The sequence below is a fragment of the Gilliamella sp. B2838 genome (assembly GCF_026536185.1).
In the GTDB taxonomy this organism is placed as follows: domain Bacteria; phylum Pseudomonadota; class Gammaproteobacteria; order Enterobacterales; family Orbaceae; genus Gilliamella.
In genome coordinates this window covers 39,439-60,826 of record NZ_JAFNOO010000011.1, presented here as the reverse complement: position 1 = coordinate 60,826, position 21,388 = coordinate 39,439, and the positions used below count along the sequence as shown (strand labels likewise).

Sequence of the window (21,388 nt, the reverse complement as noted above, 5' to 3'; positions counted from 1 at the left end):
GGCGAAAACAACAAAAACTGGCATAATAACCTTCATTTTTGACAAACTAAGATAAACAATTGTGCCAAACACAAAATTATGTGAACGTTTTCGGGGTTTTTACCCAGTCGTGATTGATATAGAAACTTCAGGATTTGATCCTAAACTCAATGCCATTTTAGAAATTGCCGCCATTACCCTTAAAATGAATGATGACGGCTGGCTTGAGCCTGATGAAACGTTACAATTTAACGTTAATCCTTTTGAAAATTCCATTTTAGAACCGAGTGCTTTAGCTTTTAATGGCATTGATCCTGATAATCCATTAAGGGCAGCTGTTGACGAAAAACTAGCACTGGAATCCATATTCAAAATGGTGCGTACTGGCATTAAAGCCGCTGATTGTACCCGTGCAGTCATTGTTGCCCACAATGCACACTTCGATCATAGTTTTTTAATGGCAGCGGCAGAACGTGCCGGAATTAAACGTAATCCTTTTCATCCCTTTGCGACATTTGATACGGCATCACTATGTGGTTTAGTATTTGGGCAAACCGTATTAGCAAAAGCGTGTGAAGCTGCAAATATTGCCTTTGATCATAAACAAGCTCATTCGGCACTTTATGATACCGAAAAAACCGCTATTTTATTTTGTGAAATTGTCAATCGATTTAAACGATTAGGCGGCTGGCCACTGCCACAAACTAATGAACAACCTGATCAATCAGCATAAAAAAAGAGAGATATAATATCTCTCTTTTCTTTTTAAATATGCACTTACAATTTAATTAAGATTTATGTTTTTCAGCAGTCTCTTTAATTAAGGTTTGTAATTCACCAGCTTGAAACATTTCTAACATAATATCACAACCACCAACTAACTCACCTTCAACCCAAAGTTGTGGAAAAGTCGGCCAATTAGCAAATTTTGGTAGTTCGGCACGAATATCAGGATTTTGTAAAATATCAACATAAGCAAACGGTTCACCGCATTGTGATAAAACTTGCACTGCTTGGGCTGAAAAACCACAACTTGGCAACTTAGGCGACCCTTTCATGTACAAAATAATGGGGTTATCAGCAATCTGTTTTTTAATTTTTTCAAGTGTTGTCATTTCAGTTGTCATACTAGTTAATCCTTCTTTTATTTCTAGCAAATTGTGACTATTCTAACGTAGAATTATGACTTGTCATACTGCTATATTAATTTAGTTTTATTATAACGACAATTTATGAACATCTTGCCATTAGTTGACAAATAAGCATCGATAAAAAATTAAGATTAAATGAACAAGGGGTTAATTAACGATATTATAAATTTTGATTTATCGACGATCCTCTATTCATTTTTTGTAAAGATTAAAACTTAACAGTTAAACTTAGCTGACTAAATGTAAATTCTTGATAAGTCATTTTGGCGATCTCTTTTCCTTGCCATCACAATATAGTATGCTTATTGCTATTAAAACGACTTTAATAATATAAATATATCGTGCATCCTTTAATCCTGACTTTACGTAAAGTTTTTTACAGCAGTAATCTCCTTTTTAGCGTTCGTATGCTAATTAGTCTTACCGGTTCTACCCTAGTGCCATGGTATTTTGGTCATGTTAATTTAGTCATCCCGTTAACTTTAGGCGTTGTGGCCGCTGGACTGACCGAGATTGATACCCGTTTACTTAGCCGTTGTATTAATATAGTTTTAACGCTATTTTGTTTTGCTATAGCAACTTTTTCGGTTGAATTGCTATTTGACTTTCCTTTGATTTTTATCGTGGGATTAGTTTTTTCAACCTTTGCATTTATTATGCTTGGCTCACTAGGACAACGCTACGGCGTCATTGCGTTTGGATCATTACTGATTGCTGCATACACAATGCTCGGGCATAATTTATATGCTGACAATTATACTTTACCTTGCTTTTTATTATTAGGCGCACTTTGGTACAACATTGTGTCGTTAATTGAATCTATCATTCAACCTATCCGCACAACCCAACAAAGTTTATCAAACTGTTTTATTAGATTAGCCCAGTATCTTGATGCTAAAGCGGCAATGTTTGATCCTGACGAGACCGATGGATTTACTAAACAAACCTTACAATTAACCGAAAGTAATACTCAATTAATCAATGCATTTAATCAAACTAAACGCTCTTTGTTCAATCGATTAAAAGGCTATCGCGGACAATCTTATGTCAAAAAAATGTTGAGTTATTATTTTGTGGCGCAAGATATTCATGAACGAGCTAGTTCAGCGCATGGACAATATCAAGCGTTAAGTGATAATTTTAAACACAGTGATATTTTGTTTCGATTTGCACGAATTTTAAATTTACAAGCAAAAGCCTGTGCCAAACTTGCAATTTCGATCAAACTGAATCAAACCTATCATCATGATCCTTTATTTGCGCGCTATTTTTCTTATCTTGAAGAAGCGATATCTCAATATCAAAGTCACAATAAAAATTCGTCACTTTTAATAAAATCATTACAAAATTTATATCAAAACCTGTTATCTATTGATCTGTTACTTGCCAACATTGATACAGAGCAGCATCTTGCTAAACAGCAAGAAGAGAATCAATTGGTTGATGATGAGTTAACGAGTTTTTACGATATTTTCGCCAAAATAAAACAAAATTTGACTATCAAATCGGCCCTATTTCGCCATGCTATCAGAATGAGTATTGTGCTCTTTGTTGGTTATGGTGTCATTTATTGCACCGATCTTTCACATGGTTATTGGATCATCCTGACCAGTCTTTTTGTTTGCCAACCCAACTATGCCACAACAAAACATCGACTAAAATTGCGAGTATTTGGCACAATATTAGGGATCATCATTGGTATACCTTTAACCTATCTATTCCCGACTATTGAAGAACAACTTATCTTAATCATTATTACTGGTTGGTTGTTTTTCTTATTTAAAAATTCACAATATGCTTATGCGACAGCGTTTATTACTTTACTGGTCTTTTTCAGTTTTAGCTTAATTGGAGAAAGTAGTATTGAGGTCGCATTGTCCAGAATTATTGCAACCTTAATCGGCTGCTTTATTGCCTGGTTTGCGGTAAGTTTTATTTGGCCCGATTGGAAATTTAGAAACCTTCCGAAATTAGTTGATCGGGTTTGTCACGATGACAGCCACTACTTAGCATTGATTGGTCGTCAGTATCTGTCAGGTAAAACAAATGATCCTCAATATCGATTAGCAAGACGATCCGCCCACGATAGTAATGCAGATTTATCATCATTAATTAGCTTAATGACTAAAGAGCCGCATATGAATCCAGCCTTAATTGATAAAGGTTTTCGATTATTAACTTTAAACCATACGCTAATCAGTTATTTATCAACATTAGGGGCACATCGTGATAAATCTATTTCTAATCAGACATTAGAATTGTTTGATGATTTGTCGGTTTATATCATTAATTTATTGACTGATAAACAGTTAAATAGCGAATATCAACCGATTAAACAATCGGTCGCAAATTATATCGAGTCGATTTCGATCCAAGATGAACAAGCCAATAATGATTTACTCGTTATGCAACAATTAGCACTAATACTCGATATACTGCCGGAATTAATCAGTCTTGTTAGCGAATTAGACAATAAAACGACTTAGTCAAAGCGTACTAAATAAAGTGATTTGCTAACATGAAAATATTTATGAGTAAAGATGTTATACACCCAAAATATAGAGAGAACTGTATTTTTGCATATTCTCATCAATCCAAATGATTAGGTCACTAATCATTTGTGAAAAACTCAATTTATATTTCAGAAAATTTTTTGACATCTCTTTTTGCCAAGTTTTATCAAAAATAAATGCAAAATCAAACAGATCATCTCGCAGTTCAGTAAAATTTTGCGCTTTTATCACTTTCTGTTTCAGTGTGAATAATTGAGGTTTTATCAGTAACCATTGTTGTTGAGTAACCTGAGTTGCTCCCCAATGTCCAAAATTCTGATAATTAGGAACATTATAATAGATAATACCTTCAATAAAGCTAAATGCGCTTTCTGCCAGATATTTGGACGTTGCATTCCAATGAGTATTTTTGAAAGGAGGGGGCGCAAATTCAAAATTTAGCCCTTCCATCTCTGATTCTAACGATCGTAATTTAAAATTTATCATATCTCAAAACAAAGCTATAACGTTATTTATCGACGAATTACACCATTTTTGACTGAGCTAAAACCGGCGAAAGTAGATAGAATTGATCACAAATTAAAAGAGTAACCATCCCCCCTCAAGAAATTTATTTCGCTCAGATATAGCAGATATTTTGACTATCCTTTAGGCTTATCGAATTCAAACTTAGATAACTTTGCTGCTAGTTTCAAAAAAAATTGGATAATCATGATGATGTCACTTATTACGTGAATGTAATTAAATCAAGACTAAAAATCACTTAAGTTAAAGCCATATTTAACCTATTGAACCATCAATAGATTAAATACAGCGTTATTGATATCACTTAAAAGTCAGGCACGGTAGCCGTTTTACTTAGACCATAACTATTAAAAACTCCCTCTACCGCAGTTGAGCTTTTTTCCTGTTTTATCCATAAAATAAAGCGTTGCTCAGTGCTTTGACTATAAAAATGTAAATGCGGATAAGTAAGATTAACACTTCCCCATTTTTCTATCATTTTTTGTTGTACATCGCTAGACCATTTACCCTGAGCAGTTAAGCGTTTTTCGGCACGTCTTAATGCACTTTGTCCTTTAGGGTTAACCCGAATTAAACGTAAATAGCCCTTAACTTCAGCTGGTATGGCTGCGATTGGCAGAATCAAAACATAGTCAGCAATGGCAGCCTGTTGCTGTAACGTACTTTTAAATTCCTGTAACTGGGTTTCAGTACCAAAAATGCGAATAATTCCGCCTAGTGTTCGGCGCACATTATAACAAGGAAAACTAATACCAATATTACCTTGAAAATTAACCAAGACGTGATGCAATTTTTGCATCACTTGATTAATCACCTGCACTTCAGTTATCTCAATTTGTGGTATGGCGCGCAGTTCAAAATAGTGTGTATGCATATCGCTTACTCCTTACCACTCGCCCCAAAGACACCACCACGAATTAATACGGCAATCACATAATGTTGTTGTTCCAAACTTGGCTGCTCACCTTTTAAAACCCAGTTATCAAACAAAGTATAAAAATCTATTTTTTGTTTAGGTTGGCGGAAAGCATGCCCCATTGCTGTCACTGAGCCATATGTTTCGATAGCAATAGGGAATTGAGCATTTTTTTCATACCATGTATCGATAGTACGAATTGCATTACTGACTTTTTGAGAATGCATTGCAGCTTGATCGTTTTTTTGGTATAAAATTTTACTTTTATTTCCATTTTTAGCTTTATCTTCATCCATAACGAGTTCTTGTGAAGGATAAACTTCTTGACCTAAGCCCATCTTAAGTTTTGCTTCAACATTGAAAATGACAAATTCTTTACCGGTTAATCCCGCTTCAATTAACACTGCAAGTTTATTAATATCTTCATCATCATAATCAAATGAGTTAAGTTGATATTGTTTTGCATCACAACTCTTAACTAATGTTTTTTTATCATCTTTACGAGTAATCGAGATACTAATGTTTTCAGCAGCCAAACGATTTCGCCATAACCAACGACCATTTAAAATATTAATAGCAAAACGTTTAGCCAGTACTTGTAGACCTTGATTTTCAATATAACCTTGTGTGACTTTCAAAAAAGCTTTTTGATATTCAATATTGTTACAAGCGGAAGAATTACCAGTGAAAGGTAACACTTTACAACTCCATTTAACTACTAGCACATCGAGATCGCAATTTAAAGCTGCTATGTCGACTTTTTGTAAGTTAGGCTTTTGAATTTCAGCATCCAACTTTGTTGGATCGGGTGAAAGTGGATTCTTCAAACGATTTGAAATCGTACCTCGTAACGATTTTTCGGTTACTTTAACTGGTAATTCACTCGTTATATCATCATTTTTCTGAGAAAAAACTGCATCCGATATGTCAAAACAACGCTCGAAAGCTAATACGGTTGCGGTAGTCATTTTATCTTTACTCATTGATTATTCCTTTTTAATAACATTAATTTATTTAGTTTTTTGATTAATAATGTAGATTTCTGCATTATTCGATTGCAATTCACTGCATTTATAATGCCAAAAAGCCTGAGATATATCGTCTTTTATGTGAAAAGGGAAAACCCATTTACCTAAACCATAAATACATTCAACAAATTGTGAAGCGTATTCATTACTGCGCACATCCTGTTGTTCACCAGCAGCAAATAATGGTGAAATAGCTTGATAACCTAAATGCAATGGCACGAGCCAACCTCGTCCTTGTTTGATAGACGTTGAATACCAATGATTTTTACCTTCAGGATGATGATGTAATTTTGCTGTTTCAATTAATGCGTCAAGTTCTGTGGTATTAGGATCTTGTTGGCGAAGTTCAGCTGTAATATCATGCAACTCTTTTTGTGCTTCAACGAGTATATAACCAGGTAATAACGCATAAACTAGATTTTCATTAGAATCTGAAGATGAAAATAATTCTACTGATTCAATATCAACAACATACCCACCCGCTATACGTTGCTGAAACAATTTTTGTTTGACTTGATTAATAAATGTCTGTTTTTCCTCGTCATCATCCAATGTTTCCCGATATTCAACTTTAACTTCAACCAGTAATGAAACATCAAGATCAATACGCCCTTCCTCAATAATTGGACGAACATCTCCATTTTTTGCCAACGGATTTCGTTTTAAGCAAAATTTATAATCTGAAAATGCTCTTTGACGATAAGCTTTTAAATGATAATCATGGCAAGCAATTAATACACCATCAAGATAAATGGGGTATTTTGTTTCAATCTTTCGATTTAAAGCATGAATTGCACCTAAAAAGCCAGAAATAGCTGGAAATCCATAGGTTAATGGACTAGATATAGCATTAGCATCTTGAATTTGAACATGGTCAAATAATAAATAATAACGTAATGAAGCCATTATAATACTCCTTGCCTTTTGCGCTGACTCGCTTTTACAGCAGATTCAAATTCTCTAATCCATTCCCTGTATTCAGGATCAGAAAATTGCTCTTTAATGTTATCAAATTTATTTTTCAAAATGGTTTGAACCCAAAAAGCAAATTGATTTTTTAAATCTAATAACCAGCTATTTAGCTCATATTTTTCTTTGAAATCAATTTCACCCTCTAAATCTACACGTTTTGGATCAAGCCAAAGCTTTTGTGCCATATTAAGAGAAGAATCACAACTCCATCCTACCGGCATGGTTGTTTGTATATGTCTAACAAATTGAAATACCCCTTGTAAAATCTCATTAAACGCTTTTTTTCGCTTATCACGTACTTCAACAACATTTATTGGTGATTGAACAACTTCAAACAGTAATTTAAAACCATCACGACAAAAATACTGTAATGATTTACTAAAAATAGTTTTTTGCTGTTTTCTAATCGATGGAAATTGAGATTTTTCAAATTTAGGTGGTAGTGAAGGCAAAAGATAGTTTCTTCCATTTTGGAATTGATTAAGCTGACTTACATTTAGTGGTTTAGTTCCACCTAATTTTAATATAGCTATATCTTTAAATGTGAAGTAACTATTATGTTGCACATCTTTGTTTGAACGTTCTATACGTGCCTTTTTGTTTTCAACTGAATTTCTAGATTGAATTTTTTCAAAAACTGTATAACAAAGAGAATTTGGATATAATGGAATTAATAAACGATAGTTGCTTTCTTGTTGTGATAAATAACTTTCTTGGCTATTTGGCCAAAAAATTTGCTTATTTAAATCAGAAGCTTTAAGATTTTTAAAATCAGTAACTAACGATTCTTTTAAGGCAGTTAAATATAAATTGGCTTTTTCAAGATCATCAGATAGCGCATTTACAAATTCCGAGTGCTCTTCAATGATTAATTGAAATATCGTAATATCATCTAATACTTTTTGATTCAGAAATTTAAAAACACTTGTAACTCTGGCTGCATTATTCGTACAATCAAAAGTTAAGTTTATAGGTGTTGCTGATGACACATACCCTTGTTTTTCAGGTTTACTTTGAAGAAAATAATTAATAGCACAATTTTTAATTGCAGAATGAATGCCTTTTCCTGAATGAGTAACAACCGATATACCTTTTACCTTATCGAAAATGAATTTTTCCATCCAATCTTCAAATGCAAAATCTTTGCTTAAGTCTTTAATTTGTAATTCATACTGAGTAATTGTATCAATATCTTTTGATAATTTTGCTTTTTCTAATTTCGAAAAAACATCCTCATATTCTTTGCAATTAAATATTGCAAGACAATGCTTTATGACTTTTCTTATATCTTGCCTCGAAATATTATCCATTGCCCCTCCTTATATGTTTTTCAATGAAATAAAAAAGGCTCATAATAAATTATGAGCCTAAGATTTGTATTTATGATACTTTGAATGTTTTTAATAATGTTAATGAATTAAATGCGTTATTATTATATTTCCATTTATTAACAGTAATAAAAAATCTATATTTTGATTGTACAAAATCTAATTTTCTAATTAAATATTCCACTTTTTTTGTTGATGTGATATTCAATCTTTTCATTCGTTCAGCATTTGAATAATAATTAATAAGTATTGAGATCAGAGTGATAAATTGATTATTGATAGCTTCCAGAACAGAAGAAATTTTTGACAATTTATTTGATTGTATATAATCAAATAAAACTCGCAAATAAATATCAAAAGAAATATTCCAACACATAACTTTGATACGCCTTTTTCCTTGTATATTTCAATCCATCTTCAACAAGCTTTAAATAATTTACTTTATGAATGAATAAAAAACATTAATATTATGATGAATATACATACAGAACAAGAGAAAGTCAATTAGTTAAAATGATATGGTTTATAAAAAAATAAAACCGCCTATTCGGCGGAAAATTATAAGAACATTAGTTAAAATGATATTTTTTAAACTACCTAGACGGCAGTAAACAAAAATTTGAGTGACTATTGATCAATTGTGTATAACTAAAATCAACAGTAAGCAGAAGAAGTATAGATTATCTTACCTATTATTCCTAGCAATAACCTAATTATTTTCATCAATAAAAGATTAGTTATACAAAAAACCTCATTTATTAATCTTTATCCTGATAAAAACCAAAATATGGGTGGAAATACCAAGGATTTTCAAAATTTAATGTTACATTACAAAATTCATTAGCGAGTCGATATAAGTTTTTATTCGGAAAATGGTAAGTTAATTTTTCAAGCGCTTGTTGTACAGTATTGGTTAACCAAGGCTGAATTTGTGAATCAAAAAATTGCCAACTATTATCATTTTTAATCATTTTATTTTGTGTATCATTACAATATTCGTTCGGCGTTTGCCAAGCAATCTCTGCATAGCTAAACGAATAATCACCATCTTCATCAAGCTGGCAAATAAATTCATCTTCTTGATGATTTTGCATTCTAAAAGGTGAAATTAATTGTAAATGCGAACAATGATGATGCGCTAAATCGGGTTGCCAATAGCTCGTAACATAATTACTGTTACGTGCATTAAGCGCAAATAGATGTGCCATCACTTTATGCTCCAATTCGCCAAGTGTAAGCTCATCTTGTGTTGAATTAGTTATGCGTGGTGTGGCATCAATATTTGCTAATTGTTGTTGCGGTATCAATTTATTGGTTTGATGTGTCGTAAGTAAAAAAGGGTTTTGTTCAAAACCAGGCTTACAAAAACACGCTGTACCGACACCATAGTTCACACCCTGCTTAATTGATTCAATATTACTGCCTAAAATAGCAACATTCGGACTTTTAGCAACTTTATTGGGGCGATGGCGCCATACACGACCAACTAGCTGTATAATTGAACGCATTGATGACGGTTCAATAATGGCCCAATCGTAATCATGATCTCGCCCGACTTCGGTTACTGGTGTGCCTATAACAATAAAAATATGATTTTTTTTGTAACTATCTTTAATTGCTTCAATAATTTCTGGTTGCTTAAAAATTGCTTTTGGATCAGTACGATTTAAAATTCTATCTAACTTTTGCTCTAATTGGTTACGTAATAATAATAATTGTCTTGCATGGTAAACCACAATATGAAATTGAGTATCTACAGCAAGATCGGTTTGTTGATAGATTTGTTTAGTTAAGGCAATCACATCTTCAGTATGAGCAAAACGGATTAAACCAATACTTATTTGTTTTTGTGTTTTTTCATCGAGTTGATGATGATTTAAATGAAAATCATAAGATTGCCTTAACAGTTGATTAGCTAATAAATAGTAATTTAACTTTTCGTTTTCTGGTTTTTTATGCTGGTAGTCAAGTAATTCTAGAATATGTCCTTGACGACGCACTTCGCCCTTAGCAAGTTCATTAATGCGCTCAGTAACAAATAGCTGATGTTGTTGGCTAAATGCCGCATTATCTGAAATTTGCGTAATTGATTGCTGATACTCATCAAACCAACCACAGACGATCGAATCATTATTACGTTGATGGTTTTGATTCCATATTTTTCGTCCCGCTTGATAAGCCGCAAATAAACCCGCAATTAAATCAGGCGTTAAAGTTGCCGATGACAACAACACTTTGCTCCCATAAAGCCCAGCTAAATAAACAAGCCGCGCCAAAGCTGGCAAGTCATTTTGGTCAAAATCATCAGGCTCATCTAAAATCAAATCTGAGGTAAGTAACCTTAAGGTCGGCGCAATATATTTGCCACCTCGTATGCATTCGCTGGCTTGAATAATATGATCAATAGTACATGTAACAATCGGCGCATTAATTAGTTGACGAGCTTTGCTATTTTCAATAATTGTGCCTAATTCACTATCGGCAATACCACTTTCTGCCACATCAACATAGTCATCGACCAATGATTCTATCGATTCGCTACCCTCTTGCTCTAAATTATCTTTTGAGATATTTTGCTTTTCTAAATTTGATTTTTGTAACTTTTCTTCATTCTCTAACTCAAATAACATTTGCGTTGCTCGTCCACCAACTAAGATCGCTAAATGTTCATCGCTAAGCTGTAGTTTTTCACGCAGCGCTTTACCGGTTTGCAAGGTTAAAACACGTAAACCTAGGGCAATGGTAAATCTAACGCCACGTTTAGGATTCGCCAGTGCATACATAATTCGACCATTGGCAAACGTTTTACCGCAACCAGTGGATGCCATATTTACACCAAAAAAGCCTTGTTCATCGCTTAATGATTGATAATGCTTAGCGATATCATATGCATGATTTTGCCATTGAAATCGATCGATAGTCGTCCGTTTGGTAAAGGGTTTATGTTGATTAATAGCTGGCAATTCATCAACCATTTTCGGTAGTAAACGCGCAAAGCGTGCAGAAAGATTTGCTACGCCAATTAAATGATCATCTAAACACTGTTTCGCCTTTTTAAGATAATTAGTGTTAGCAATCAGAATGTTATCGTTTTTATCTGCATCTTCATTTGATAGGGATAAACTTGAGTAATTGTGATCAGCCACCATTAGACTTAAACGCGACATATGCAATAAAAAGGCATCAATATTCGTTAATTGCATTAAAGGTGGATGAATTAGCGCCTTATTAGCATAACGGCTGAGTTTTTTTAACCATGCTTGACTTAACGTTATATCGCTTTTAAGTTGCCAAAACTGATTAGGCGAAGGATGTTGGCTAAAACTATTTTTAACCCATTTTTCAACAGCTTTTAACGTTTTATAAAAACTGCGTATTGTCAAACCAGAAATATCGAAATCATCTTTCTGTTTTTCTTTAAGATCTTTTGAGCTAATTGGCATTAAAAATGGCATTCGGTGATGCGATACAATTAACCAAGCTATCCACTGTGTTAATAAAGGATACTGCATCAGATCGGTTTTTTCAGTTTTGTTAAGTTTTTGATACCAATTGGGGTATTGCTGCTGATATTGAGAAAAATTTGCCAAACGTTCAAAAACAGCTTGATCTGTTGTGCAGTCTTGAATCATTAATAAAAATAATTGTAACGAAATCCATTCATGACGGTATGGATCGCCAGCCACTTTCTCTGTTGCGCGTAATTTAGATTGAAAACCAATAGTCGCTTTACCAAGATCATGTAATAAACCGGCAATCGTTGTGATTAATTGAATCGTTGTTACATAATGCCAACTACTTTCATTACTACTTTGTAGTATATTGCGTTTAGTGCGATTAGTCGGTACTCGACCTTGCTGATTAAATTGACTACGATCGCCAACAATCCATAAAAGATCGGTCAAATTTTTACCATGAGTCCAATAACAAGCAATGGCTGTATTTTTGCGAGCCGTTTTGCGCAACAATTTATATAGGGTTTGTAATCCATCTTCGGTCATGGCTGTTTGCCATGTCCGTTCACCACAACGCTCAGCAAACTGATCAATAATCCGCCTTGTTTCGGTTAATGCCCGTTTTTTACATTGGCTTACTAATAAAATATTCATGCTTTTTCTGCTATCTGTTTTAATGTATCAATTATTCGATCCAACGCGCTTAACTGTGCAAATTGTGAAATGCATGCTTGCCGAAACACTTTTTCACTATCGCCTTGCTTTGCAGACAAAAAAGCTTGCGGTAAAACTATGCCATCTTTAATAATATCAGCGGCATCAAATACTAAACCACCACGCCGAGTTTTACCATGCAAAATCGCCAATCCATGCGGTAATCCTAACACCCAACAAGCGGTTGCGCCAAGCCCATAAGCTAAGTAGTTGCCATGATCTAAAAATTGGTTAGCCGGATCATAGCTTTTACCACGGGTACCTTGTTCACGTTTAAATTTATTATCGCTTAACGTTAATTGATTCGCCATACCATACAATGTTTTACTTAAACGCCCTTCTGCTGCGAGCAATGCTTGACTGTTATTTATATTATCAAATTGCGTTATTGCATCATTTATAATACTGTCTAATTGACGTTGATCAATCGCCCAGTCAAACTTTGACCAACACTCGCGAATGATTTCAAGGCGACTTTGTTGCAACATTTTAGCCGCTTGCAATCTACGTTCATCGTCAAACCAAAATTGACACCAACGTTGTAGGTATTCCGTTGCACGATATTCACTTTGAGGAGAGAAAAACTGACACGCAAATTCAGCTTCGGTAGTGGAAAAAAGTGGCGTTCCACCACCACCGCAAAACCCAATCATCACGCCAGCACGGGAAAGCTCGCGTACAGCCGCTTGCGTTAAAGAGGTACCGGTTCCTAACAAAATACAAGTAGTATTAGCAATGGGAATATTCTAATAAAGCGATTGTTGCCCCTGATCGGTAACATACTCAACGCGCCCACCATTAACCAATACACGGCAATGCTCTAGGTAATAAATGTTGGCACGTTTTGAATGTAAGATGGTTTTAAGATCGGAAGAATGAATCATATCCATGTTTTTCAATAACTTAATTCAATTTAAATATTGACCATAAATTAGCATGATAATGCGCAAAAAACGAGGTAAAAATAATCAAAGATAAAACAAAATCAAAGCTAATCTTTAGCTTATATGAATAAAAAGACATCAAAAAATCGGAGGTTAAAACAGTAAATTGTTTAATCCACTTATGCAGTGTTGAACACATTTATCGCCCTTGTGCCGCCGAGGTGTGATTTCTAAACCACTTATGCAGTGTTGAACGAACAAGCCGCGCAAAATGGCTCTAAGGCTATTTTCTAAACCACTTATGCAGTGTTGAACTAATTCCCATAATTCGGCTTTTAGCCTGTCATTTTCTAAACCACTTATGCAGTGTTGAACGCTTTATTAGATACCAAGACAAGAATAGGTGTTTTCTAAACCACTTATGCAGTGTTGAACTAAAATCGACATTGTTACCTACCTCATAAGTATTTCTAAACCACTTATGCAGTGTTGAACTTGATTGTATCCAATGACATATTCATCATCATTTTCTAAACCACTTATGCAGTGTTGAACGGATGTGCCATTGTTATTTTAATTTTATTATATTTCTAAACCACTTATGCAGTGTTGAACATGCATTTTCAGCTTTTGTTATTTTTCTTTCTTTTCTAAACCACTTATGCAGTGTTGAACTAGAAACCGGTATACTATAAACCCTGTTTATAAAAAGGCAAACAAGATTTTTGTACTCAAAAACCCTTTTTTTTAACCCTTTTTTAATATATTGATTTTAATCAATTTTAATTTAGTGTAAAAAAAAGGGTTGATTGGCAAAAAAGTAAATCAAGATTTTTATATTGAAACGTGTATATTTGCTTAAACTTTTTACAAAACTTTTATTGCTGTAATCTTCTAGCTAGCTTTAATATACTTTTTCAAAATGAGTATTTGCTTTTTGTTCGATTTAATTCTACTTTTTTACTCTTCTTCAGCATCATTCCTAATCATAATGGGTAATTGGTAATGCGCATTCTGCATGAGATGGCATAGGTACACGGCTTGTAAAATATGAACGACTTCGATGTTTGGGTGGTTGCCTATTTTTGTCAACACTTGACTTAATGTGTTTAATCCTAAGGTGTCGCATTGATTTTGCAATTGCGCTAATTGCTTTTTATCGTCATTGTTCAGTTTAAGTCGTCCCGAACTCGTTATTGTTTCACAAAAATTGAGCGTCGGCTTGATAATGTAGATAACAATTGGATCGTGTTGGTAAACAATCTGCTGAGGTTGTTTTTGAAAGAGTATTTCGGGTTGTTTACAATAGTCATCGCTGTTATTCGATATTTGGTATAACGATTCGTTGTCAAAATCCAGATTTAAAATATTGATATCATCGGTTAGTGGCTGTTTATAAAATAGTGCAAATGGTTCAAGATCTAAATTATTATCATTTTTTACACATTTTACTAACACGGTTAAGGGTTGCAACTCTATTTCGTGTAGCAAATAAAGTGATTCAATACGTTGTTTTTGTTTACCATCCCAAAAGATGCGTAATAGTAGGTCATTATTCTGTGAATCTTTAACACACCACACCAAGCATTGTCTGATTTCGTCCAAATAAGGTTTTTGTGCTTTGGTAACGTGAATAAAGAGTACTTGGTTGAACAGTGAAATATTAGTATCGTAATTTTGTAAATAGTGACTTAGTAACGACCAGTTATCAAAGCCAACTTGTTGTTGAAATTGCTGATACTGCTGCAAATTCCAACCTGTTGGTTGTAATTTTATGTGTGAACCACGACTTGATAATTTACCATCATGCGATAAACGTGGTTCATATAAGGTAAAAGCTTTATTCATTAAGTCACAAGGCATCGCTTGCCAAATTGATGCACTTTGCCATAGGCTTTGTCGATTAAAGTTGATATCTGAATTATTAGGTCTGGCTAAGGTTGTCTCATAATATTGTAGCGCTATTGGATCCCAAAAGTAAAAGGTCGCCCCAATTGCGCCGGTTTTGCTTTGCCACCAATAAGCTCCCAATGGTAGCAAGTCAATTAATTGAGCATCATTTTGGTAATGACGTTTTTGCCCCCCACGTACTGTGGTAAGTTGTTCACCTTGATAATGTGATAATTTTTCCAGATATGCTTTAAGGCGAGCTAAGAATAACAGTATGTCTTGTTCGTCAACGGTAAAATGTCGATTGGCTTGTTGTTCAACAAGTTGGCAAAGGTGTCTTAGCATTGCGGCTAAACTGGCAAGATTTTGCGATCGAGCAGACATATTAAGCAACTGTAATTGTGTCGCTTGGCTTTGACTCACATGGGATAATCCATGGGTGATTAATGTATAAATATGTTCTTCAACTTGCTTAATTAATGCTATTTCATCAACGCTTAACCGATCAATCGGCTTATCCGTTAAGTTGTTTTCGATTGGCCAAGTCCATGGCTGGTGATGTTGTTGAAACAGGTACGCAATAACCGCTAAATGTACAGCTGTTTTCTGTTTTTCGGGTAGCTGTGAAATCATCCCAGCAAAACCGGTCCCAGCCATATAGATAATCGGCATGTCACTTTGTGGTATTTGAATACGTAATTGCCCTTTTTGATTTTCTACGGTTAATGGCGGCAGTTGCTGCCACTCAAAAACCAATTGATAAGCAAGGCGCACATTGGCTTTACCTGCTTGTTTAAGTAGCGCGCCAGCATCGATTGTCAGTAGCTCGCTTAATGCATCTTTTAATGGTGGCACTGACCGTTCAGTCGCTGAATTTTGCGATAATGTTGCATTATTATCCGTTTGATGATTGGGCTGAAGTTGTAACCATAAAATGGCCGCAATAATATGTTTGCAGTGTCCACTAGCTGGGCAACTGCAAGTTGCTTTTTGAATTCCTTGCGCAGTAAGTTTCACCTGTTGACCATCGACCATAAACAGAAGAAAATCGGGTTGCTCTTCTTGCAATAGGACTTTATCGGCTTCGATATCTTTGCGTGCACGGCGAATTAAACCAATATTGGCATAAAGTGCTAACGCTTCTTGATCATAATTTAAGTAGGTTTGTTGCCAACTCATCGCATCACCTCGGCAAGCCAGTTAGCAAAATGCTCGGGAGTTAAGGCGGCAATTAGCATACCGCGATCAGCAAGTTTTTGTGATATTTGCATATCATAAACAGCATTAGCTTGATAGTCTAAAGCAGCTAAACCCAGCATTTTTACTCGATTAGCATTAAGACGAGCAACAGTTCGATATAAATGCGTTACATTTGCGCCTTCATAAAAATCACTCACCACCACCACCACCGTTCGGCTCGGATTTTTAATTTTTTGTTCAGCATAATTAAGTGCTTTACCAATGTCTGTTCCACCGCCTAATTGTACAGTCATGAGCACTTCAACTGGATCTTCGGCTATATGTGTTAAATCGACAACTTGAGTATCAAACACCAGTAAATGCAAATTAATCGCCGGTAGTTTAGCGATGATAGCGGCACAAATTGCTGAATAAAGAATTGAACTATCCATCGATCCACTTTGGTCAACACATAAAATAATATCCCAAGGTAATTGTCTTATTTTGCGTGAATTGAAAATTGCTTTTTCGATAATAATTTGCTGTTTGTTCTGATCAAAATGCCTTAGATTAGCATTGATTGTTGCTCGCCAATCAAAGTTCTGGTTATTTTTGATTAAAGAGTGCCTAAATCGATTTTTTTTACCAGTGATCGCATTGACAAAATTCGTTTGAATCTTTTGTAAAATTTCGTCCACCACTTTTTTAATTAATATCCGTACTTCTTGACGAACGTCATAACTCAATTTACCCCGTAAATTCATCAGTAAACGTACTGAGTTTACACTAGGTTCAAGATCTCGTATGACTTTCGGATCGTTTAAAACTCCATCCAAGTGATAACGCTCTATCGCTTGATTTTGCATCCGTTCAAAGGTACTTTTAGGAAACAATTTACGTGTCAGTTTTAACCAATCTATCGTGTTATAAACAGAACGACTTTTATCACCCGCTTTTAGTTCTGAATCAGCTTTGTCATTGGTCAATAAACCTCGAGCACGATATTCGTGTCGATAAAGATACTCTAATGATTGATCGATTTGCTTATCATGCGCATTAAAATTAATTTGACCTAAATCCTCATCTGCATAACTTCCTAAAATTAAACGCCAACGTTTAATTTGTTCATTGGTAGTTTTATCATCGATGTGATTATCGTTAATCATACGTATTCCTATTGTTTAAACCATGTTTGCAAATGCTGTTGTTGAATATGTTTGGTTATCAATAATTCTAAAGAAAGTGCTTTGTTTAACTCTTTTTCACTAAAGTTGTATTGGTAAAAATTTAATTCATTATCGGCAATATGATATTTTTTAGCAATCTGACTAGCCAACGAAGCATTCTGTGTTGGGTTTAATTGAGAAAAGGCATAACGTAAATCAGGCAATATTTCAATAAATCGCTCAGGTAACCAATCAATCATTAGTTGATCTAAGCTATCAAGTAGAAAAGTTGAATGAATAATCAATTGCGGGGTACACTGCATTATACCGATAAAATAGTTAATTGCGTGATCATCTGGTGTTGTTAACCTGAAGTTATTTTTTATTTTATCTTCTAGTTGTTGTTGGCTTAAGTATGCATCTAAGTAGCTAAGACTATCAATAGCACCACAGATTAATGGCAGTTGAGCTAACTCAGGTTGTAAACGATGCAGATTATGATAAAAATCGTGTTTAAATTGTTTAACATTAAGTTGCTCTGGTAAATAATTTAGTAAGTCTCTAAATGAAAGTAATACTTTGATATTTTTTTGTTGCTGTTCTTGCTCTGGCTGTTTTAACTTGGTTAACAAGAAAAGACTCTGCTTAATTATTTTAACTAATAATATCAGTAACGTTGCGGTATTTTTTAGTTGTAAAAAATTTTGCCCTTGCCATAAGTAAAGTAAGCGATGGCCACAATTGATTAGATTGTCCAGTTCGTTATCGTTCTCAATACAATTAGATAGATTATTTAATAAATAAGCAAAACAAGATTCAAGCCCCATCAAAGCGCCTTGAATTAACTGTTCAACTGCCACAATACTTGAAAAACCAGTACTGTTTAGCCCAAACTGTTCAGTCGCTAATTGTAATTGCTTTATTGCGATTTGCTCTAACTGCGTCCCCTGTTCAGATAATTTAATTAAACGCGCTTCGACCATGGGGGTCCAAGCATAACGCCAATCTTCAAACATAATCGATAAGCGTTTACCATGAATATAATCAGGACCATCTATTCGATTGGCAAAACCCACTTGTAAAAAAGCCAATAAATGTAAATAACGGCTACGTTGCCGATGCTGTGATTTGCGATAAATATCGATATGCGTAAGTTTAGGACTGGAATAATCTAACTTAAATCGATATTTTTTTAGCGTTAAATATACTTCATTCACTAACGGAGGTTGTGCAATACCTTTAGGTATTTCACCCAACAAATTGCCCGATAAGCAATTTTGCACGGTTAACCAAAACTCATGACGAGAATCATTGATACTCTCTTTGATAAAGCAGGATTGAATCGCATCAAGCAGATCATATCTTCCTGGTCCATGATGTTCTCGTAAGTTGGCTAATAACATTGATTGTGCTATTGCAGAACGAAATGGGATAAAACCGATAATATTGTCACTGTTTTGTTGCCGTAATTTATCCACAATATCGGTAAGCACATCAGTAGTTAAAGATTGGCGAAATGCGATGCTAGATTTGCCATTGGTGGTTGATTTATCATAAAGTAACATTGACTGCCATGCCGCTTGATAATAAGCGGGCGAAGGCATTCCTGACGCATAACCATTTAAGGAATCAAGGCGATCAAAGCTATAACGAATTAGCCAATTTTGATCTTTATCACCACTTTTTTGTTGGTGATTAAATCGAGTCATCTCTGCTTTTGTAGGTAGCACAAGCTGATCGTGCCATAATCCTTCCAGTAAAGGTAAGGTATGAAAACCACCTGTTACGACCACAATTTTTGCATCAGGTTGAGATTTCTTTAATTGACCTATCGCTGTTAACATATACTGTTCACGCTGAACTGAACCCTCTGCGGCAAGTGAAGACAGTGAATAATCAAGCCTTGCCATTGCACACCAAATAAAGGTATCTATAAAGAAATTTTGCCAATCAGCGATATCATTATAGTCTTTCAGTTCAAAAAGATGTTCCCACACTTCATCATGATCACGACAATGCAATTTTTTCATTAAATATTGAATGTATTGGCTGTGTTTTAGATAAGTTTCGGATAGTAGCGAGCGACTTTTATCAAAATCAGCAGCGATTTCTTGATCACATTGCAAAGCCCTAGGCAGATCAATGAATTGTAGTGTGGCATGCTGCTCTTTTGCCATTTGTATTGCCACCCATTCTGGCGAGTAATGACAAAATGGGTAAAAAACCGAACAGGTAGATTGTTTCGATACACTATCATCTTCACTTTCTGTTACTAACGGTATTGTGTCAATTTCTGTCTGAGAAAGTATCGCAATGGGCGGACGTGTATCATCATGTAACAGTTGTTCAATTAACGGTGTAAAACTCACTGGCGCTTCAATCAATATATGCGTTGGTTTTGTTTGCTCAATCAATTTTTTAAGCGCAAAACTGCATGATGGGCTATGATGACGTATCGGGGCAAAATAGATCTGCTCTTGCTGCAAAGCAGCAAGTTTATTTAATGCTTGTGATAACCTATCGGGTAATAATTCATGGTTAAGCGTCATGTTAAGCCGTTATTTCCAGAACGTTTTTGATACTTGATAAAAACTGTGCCATGTCTCGGATTTTTTTGCGCGTTCACGCACAACATTATCCATATAAAATTGGATTCGTTTTATATCATCGGCATTATCTTTTAAAACCACACCAATAAGCTGTTTGGCGATTTGTCCTGCATTTAAGGTTCCATCGCTAAAATAATAAGCATCTAATGCTGAAGCATAGGCAATATTTACCGCTTCGGCCGTTGACATCACGGCATCAGGTGTTTTTGTATTTGCGCCATCTTGAGTTTGACCTTGCCTTAACTCTTGAAAAGCCGTAACAAGTAAGTCAATGACATCAACCGGAATAACTATTTGTGTTTTTAATTCACCTAATTCTTGTTCAAGTTGCCTTTGTATCAATTCAATCTCAAAATCTTTATTATTTATTGGATTAACAGTTTCAAAGTTAAAACGCCGCTTTAATGCAGCAGACATTTCATGCACACCACGATCTTGTAAATTAGCTGTGCCTATAATATTAAAACCGGGTTTAGCACTAATAATTGCATTTGCCCCCATTTCGGGGATCATCATCTGTTTTTCAGACATAATTGAAACAAGGATATCTTGAATTTCTGGTGGACAGCGAGTTATCTCTTCAAAACGAACAATTTTACCTTGTTTCATACCTTGATAAATTGGCGAACCAACTAATGCACGTTCGGTTGGTCCTTCGGCCAGCAATAAGGCATAATTCCAAGAATATCGGATATGATCTTCACTAGTACCAGCCGTACCTTGGATGGTCAAATTTGAATCACCACTGATAGCGGCGGCCAATAATTCTGATAACATAGATTTGGCTGTACCCGGTTGACCAACCAGCATTAATCCTTGTTTACCTAATAATGAAACAATAGATCGATCAACTAAAGGATCGTCACCAAAAAATTTACGGCTGATACCCAAACGATCGTTACCTAAAATAAATTGACGCACCGATTTAGGGGATAAAACCCAACCTTCAGGCTTATTATTTTCGCTATCGGCCTTGATCAGTTTTTCCAATTCTTTACTATAACGTTGTTCAGCACTTAACCTAATAACTTGTTGTTTTGCCATAATCCTTTATTCTCCCAATTTGAATCAAAACCAGC

General features: G+C 34.8%; 13 protein-coding genes, 1 pseudogene and 1 CRISPR repeat array. Of the genes and pseudogenes, 2 read left to right on the top strand and 12 right to left on the bottom strand.

The genetic code is table 11. The features are described from left to right. Positions 1–58 precede the first annotated feature (58 nt). On the top strand, positions 59–712 hold the full coding sequence (gene rnt, locus J3U63_RS11180; RefSeq protein ID WP_416379553.1) for a ribonuclease T: 654 nt from the start codon (positions 59–61) through the stop codon (positions 710–712). A gap of 55 nt (positions 713–767) precedes the next feature. On the opposite strand, the gene J3U63_RS11175 is transcribed toward rnt, so the two are convergent. Further along, the gene (locus J3U63_RS11175; protein WP_323849467.1) at positions 768–1,094 is read right to left on the bottom strand and encodes a Grx4 family monothiol glutaredoxin; all 327 of its coding nucleotides are present in this window, start codon (positions 1,092–1,094) and stop codon (positions 768–770) included. A 377-nt stretch (positions 1,095–1,471) separates the two neighbouring features. Here J3U63_RS11175 and yccS point away from each other — a divergent pair, with 377 nt between their 5' ends. After that, complete coding sequence (gene yccS / locus J3U63_RS11170) at positions 1,472–3,616, top strand: YccS family putative transporter (RefSeq protein ID WP_267332934.1); 2,145 nt, start codon at positions 1,472–1,474, stop codon at positions 3,614–3,616. A 57-nt stretch (positions 3,617–3,673) separates the two neighbouring features. Here the strand turns inward: yccS and J3U63_RS11165 are convergent, their stop codons facing one another. The 11 genes and pseudogenes from J3U63_RS11165 to J3U63_RS11110 form a co-directional block, all read right to left on the bottom strand. Beyond that, a complete protein-coding gene (locus tag J3U63_RS11165; RefSeq protein ID WP_267371539.1) occupies positions 3,674–4,129 on the bottom strand; it encodes a hypothetical protein in 456 nt (151 codons plus the stop codon). A 343-nt stretch (positions 4,130–4,472) separates the two neighbouring features. Beyond that, entirely contained in the window at positions 4,473–5,042 is a 570-nt protein-coding gene (gene cas6f, locus J3U63_RS11160) for a type I-F CRISPR-associated endoribonuclease Cas6/Csy4 (protein ID WP_267371537.1), read from the bottom strand. Positions 5,043–5,047: 5 nt separating this feature from the next. Next, positions 5,048–6,067: a type I-F CRISPR-associated protein Csy3 gene (gene csy3 / locus J3U63_RS11155; protein WP_267371535.1), complete on the bottom strand. Its 1,020-nt coding sequence runs from the start codon at positions 6,065–6,067 to the stop codon at positions 5,048–5,050. Between the two features lie 27 nt (positions 6,068–6,094). After that, a complete protein-coding gene (gene csy2, locus J3U63_RS11150) occupies positions 6,095–7,018 on the bottom strand; it encodes a type I-F CRISPR-associated protein Csy2 (protein WP_267371533.1) in 924 nt (307 codons plus the stop codon). Then, positions 7,018–8,394 carry a type I-F CRISPR-associated protein Csy1 gene (gene csy1 / locus J3U63_RS11145; RefSeq protein WP_267371530.1) on the bottom strand — a complete coding sequence of 459 codons (1,377 nt, stop codon included), beginning with the start codon at positions 8,392–8,394 and terminating at the stop codon, positions 7,018–7,020. The genes csy2 and csy1 overlap by 1 nt, the downstream gene beginning before the upstream one ends. Positions 8,395–9,170: 776 nt before the next feature. After that, a complete protein-coding gene (gene cas3f, locus J3U63_RS11140) occupies positions 9,171–12,521 on the bottom strand; it encodes a type I-F CRISPR-associated helicase Cas3f (RefSeq protein WP_267371529.1) in 3,351 nt (1,116 codons plus the stop codon). Further along, positions 12,518–13,471 (bottom strand): annotated as a pseudogene (cas1f, locus tag J3U63_RS11135) (type I-F CRISPR-associated endonuclease Cas1f). Before cas1f ends, cas3f begins: the two are co-directional and overlap by 4 nt. A gap of 161 nt (positions 13,472–13,632) precedes the next feature. Continuing rightward, positions 13,633–14,140: a CRISPR direct-repeat array (repeat unit 28 nt; unit sequence TTTCTAAACCACTTATGCAGTGTTGAAC). Positions 14,141–14,425: 285 nt separating this feature from the next. Further along, positions 14,426–16,534 carry an SWIM zinc finger family protein gene (locus tag J3U63_RS11125; protein ID WP_267371526.1) on the bottom strand — a complete coding sequence of 703 codons (2,109 nt, stop codon included), beginning with the start codon at positions 16,532–16,534 and terminating at the stop codon, positions 14,426–14,428. Next, positions 16,531–17,700 (bottom strand): VWA domain-containing protein, encoded by a 1,170-nt coding sequence (locus tag J3U63_RS11120; RefSeq protein ID WP_267344598.1) that lies wholly within the window; start codon positions 17,698–17,700, stop codon positions 16,531–16,533. Before J3U63_RS11120 ends, J3U63_RS11125 begins: the two co-directional genes overlap by 4 nt. Before the next feature lie 8 nt (positions 17,701–17,708). Continuing rightward, positions 17,709–20,249, bottom strand: coding sequence for a DUF5682 family protein (locus J3U63_RS11115; protein WP_267371525.1), 2,541 nt, complete (start codon positions 20,247–20,249; stop codon positions 17,709–17,711). Positions 20,250–20,258: 9 nt separating this feature from the next. Further along, entirely contained in the window at positions 20,259–21,353 is a 1,095-nt protein-coding gene (locus J3U63_RS11110) for an ATP-binding protein (protein WP_267371524.1), read from the bottom strand. Positions 21,354–21,388 lie beyond the last annotated feature (35 nt).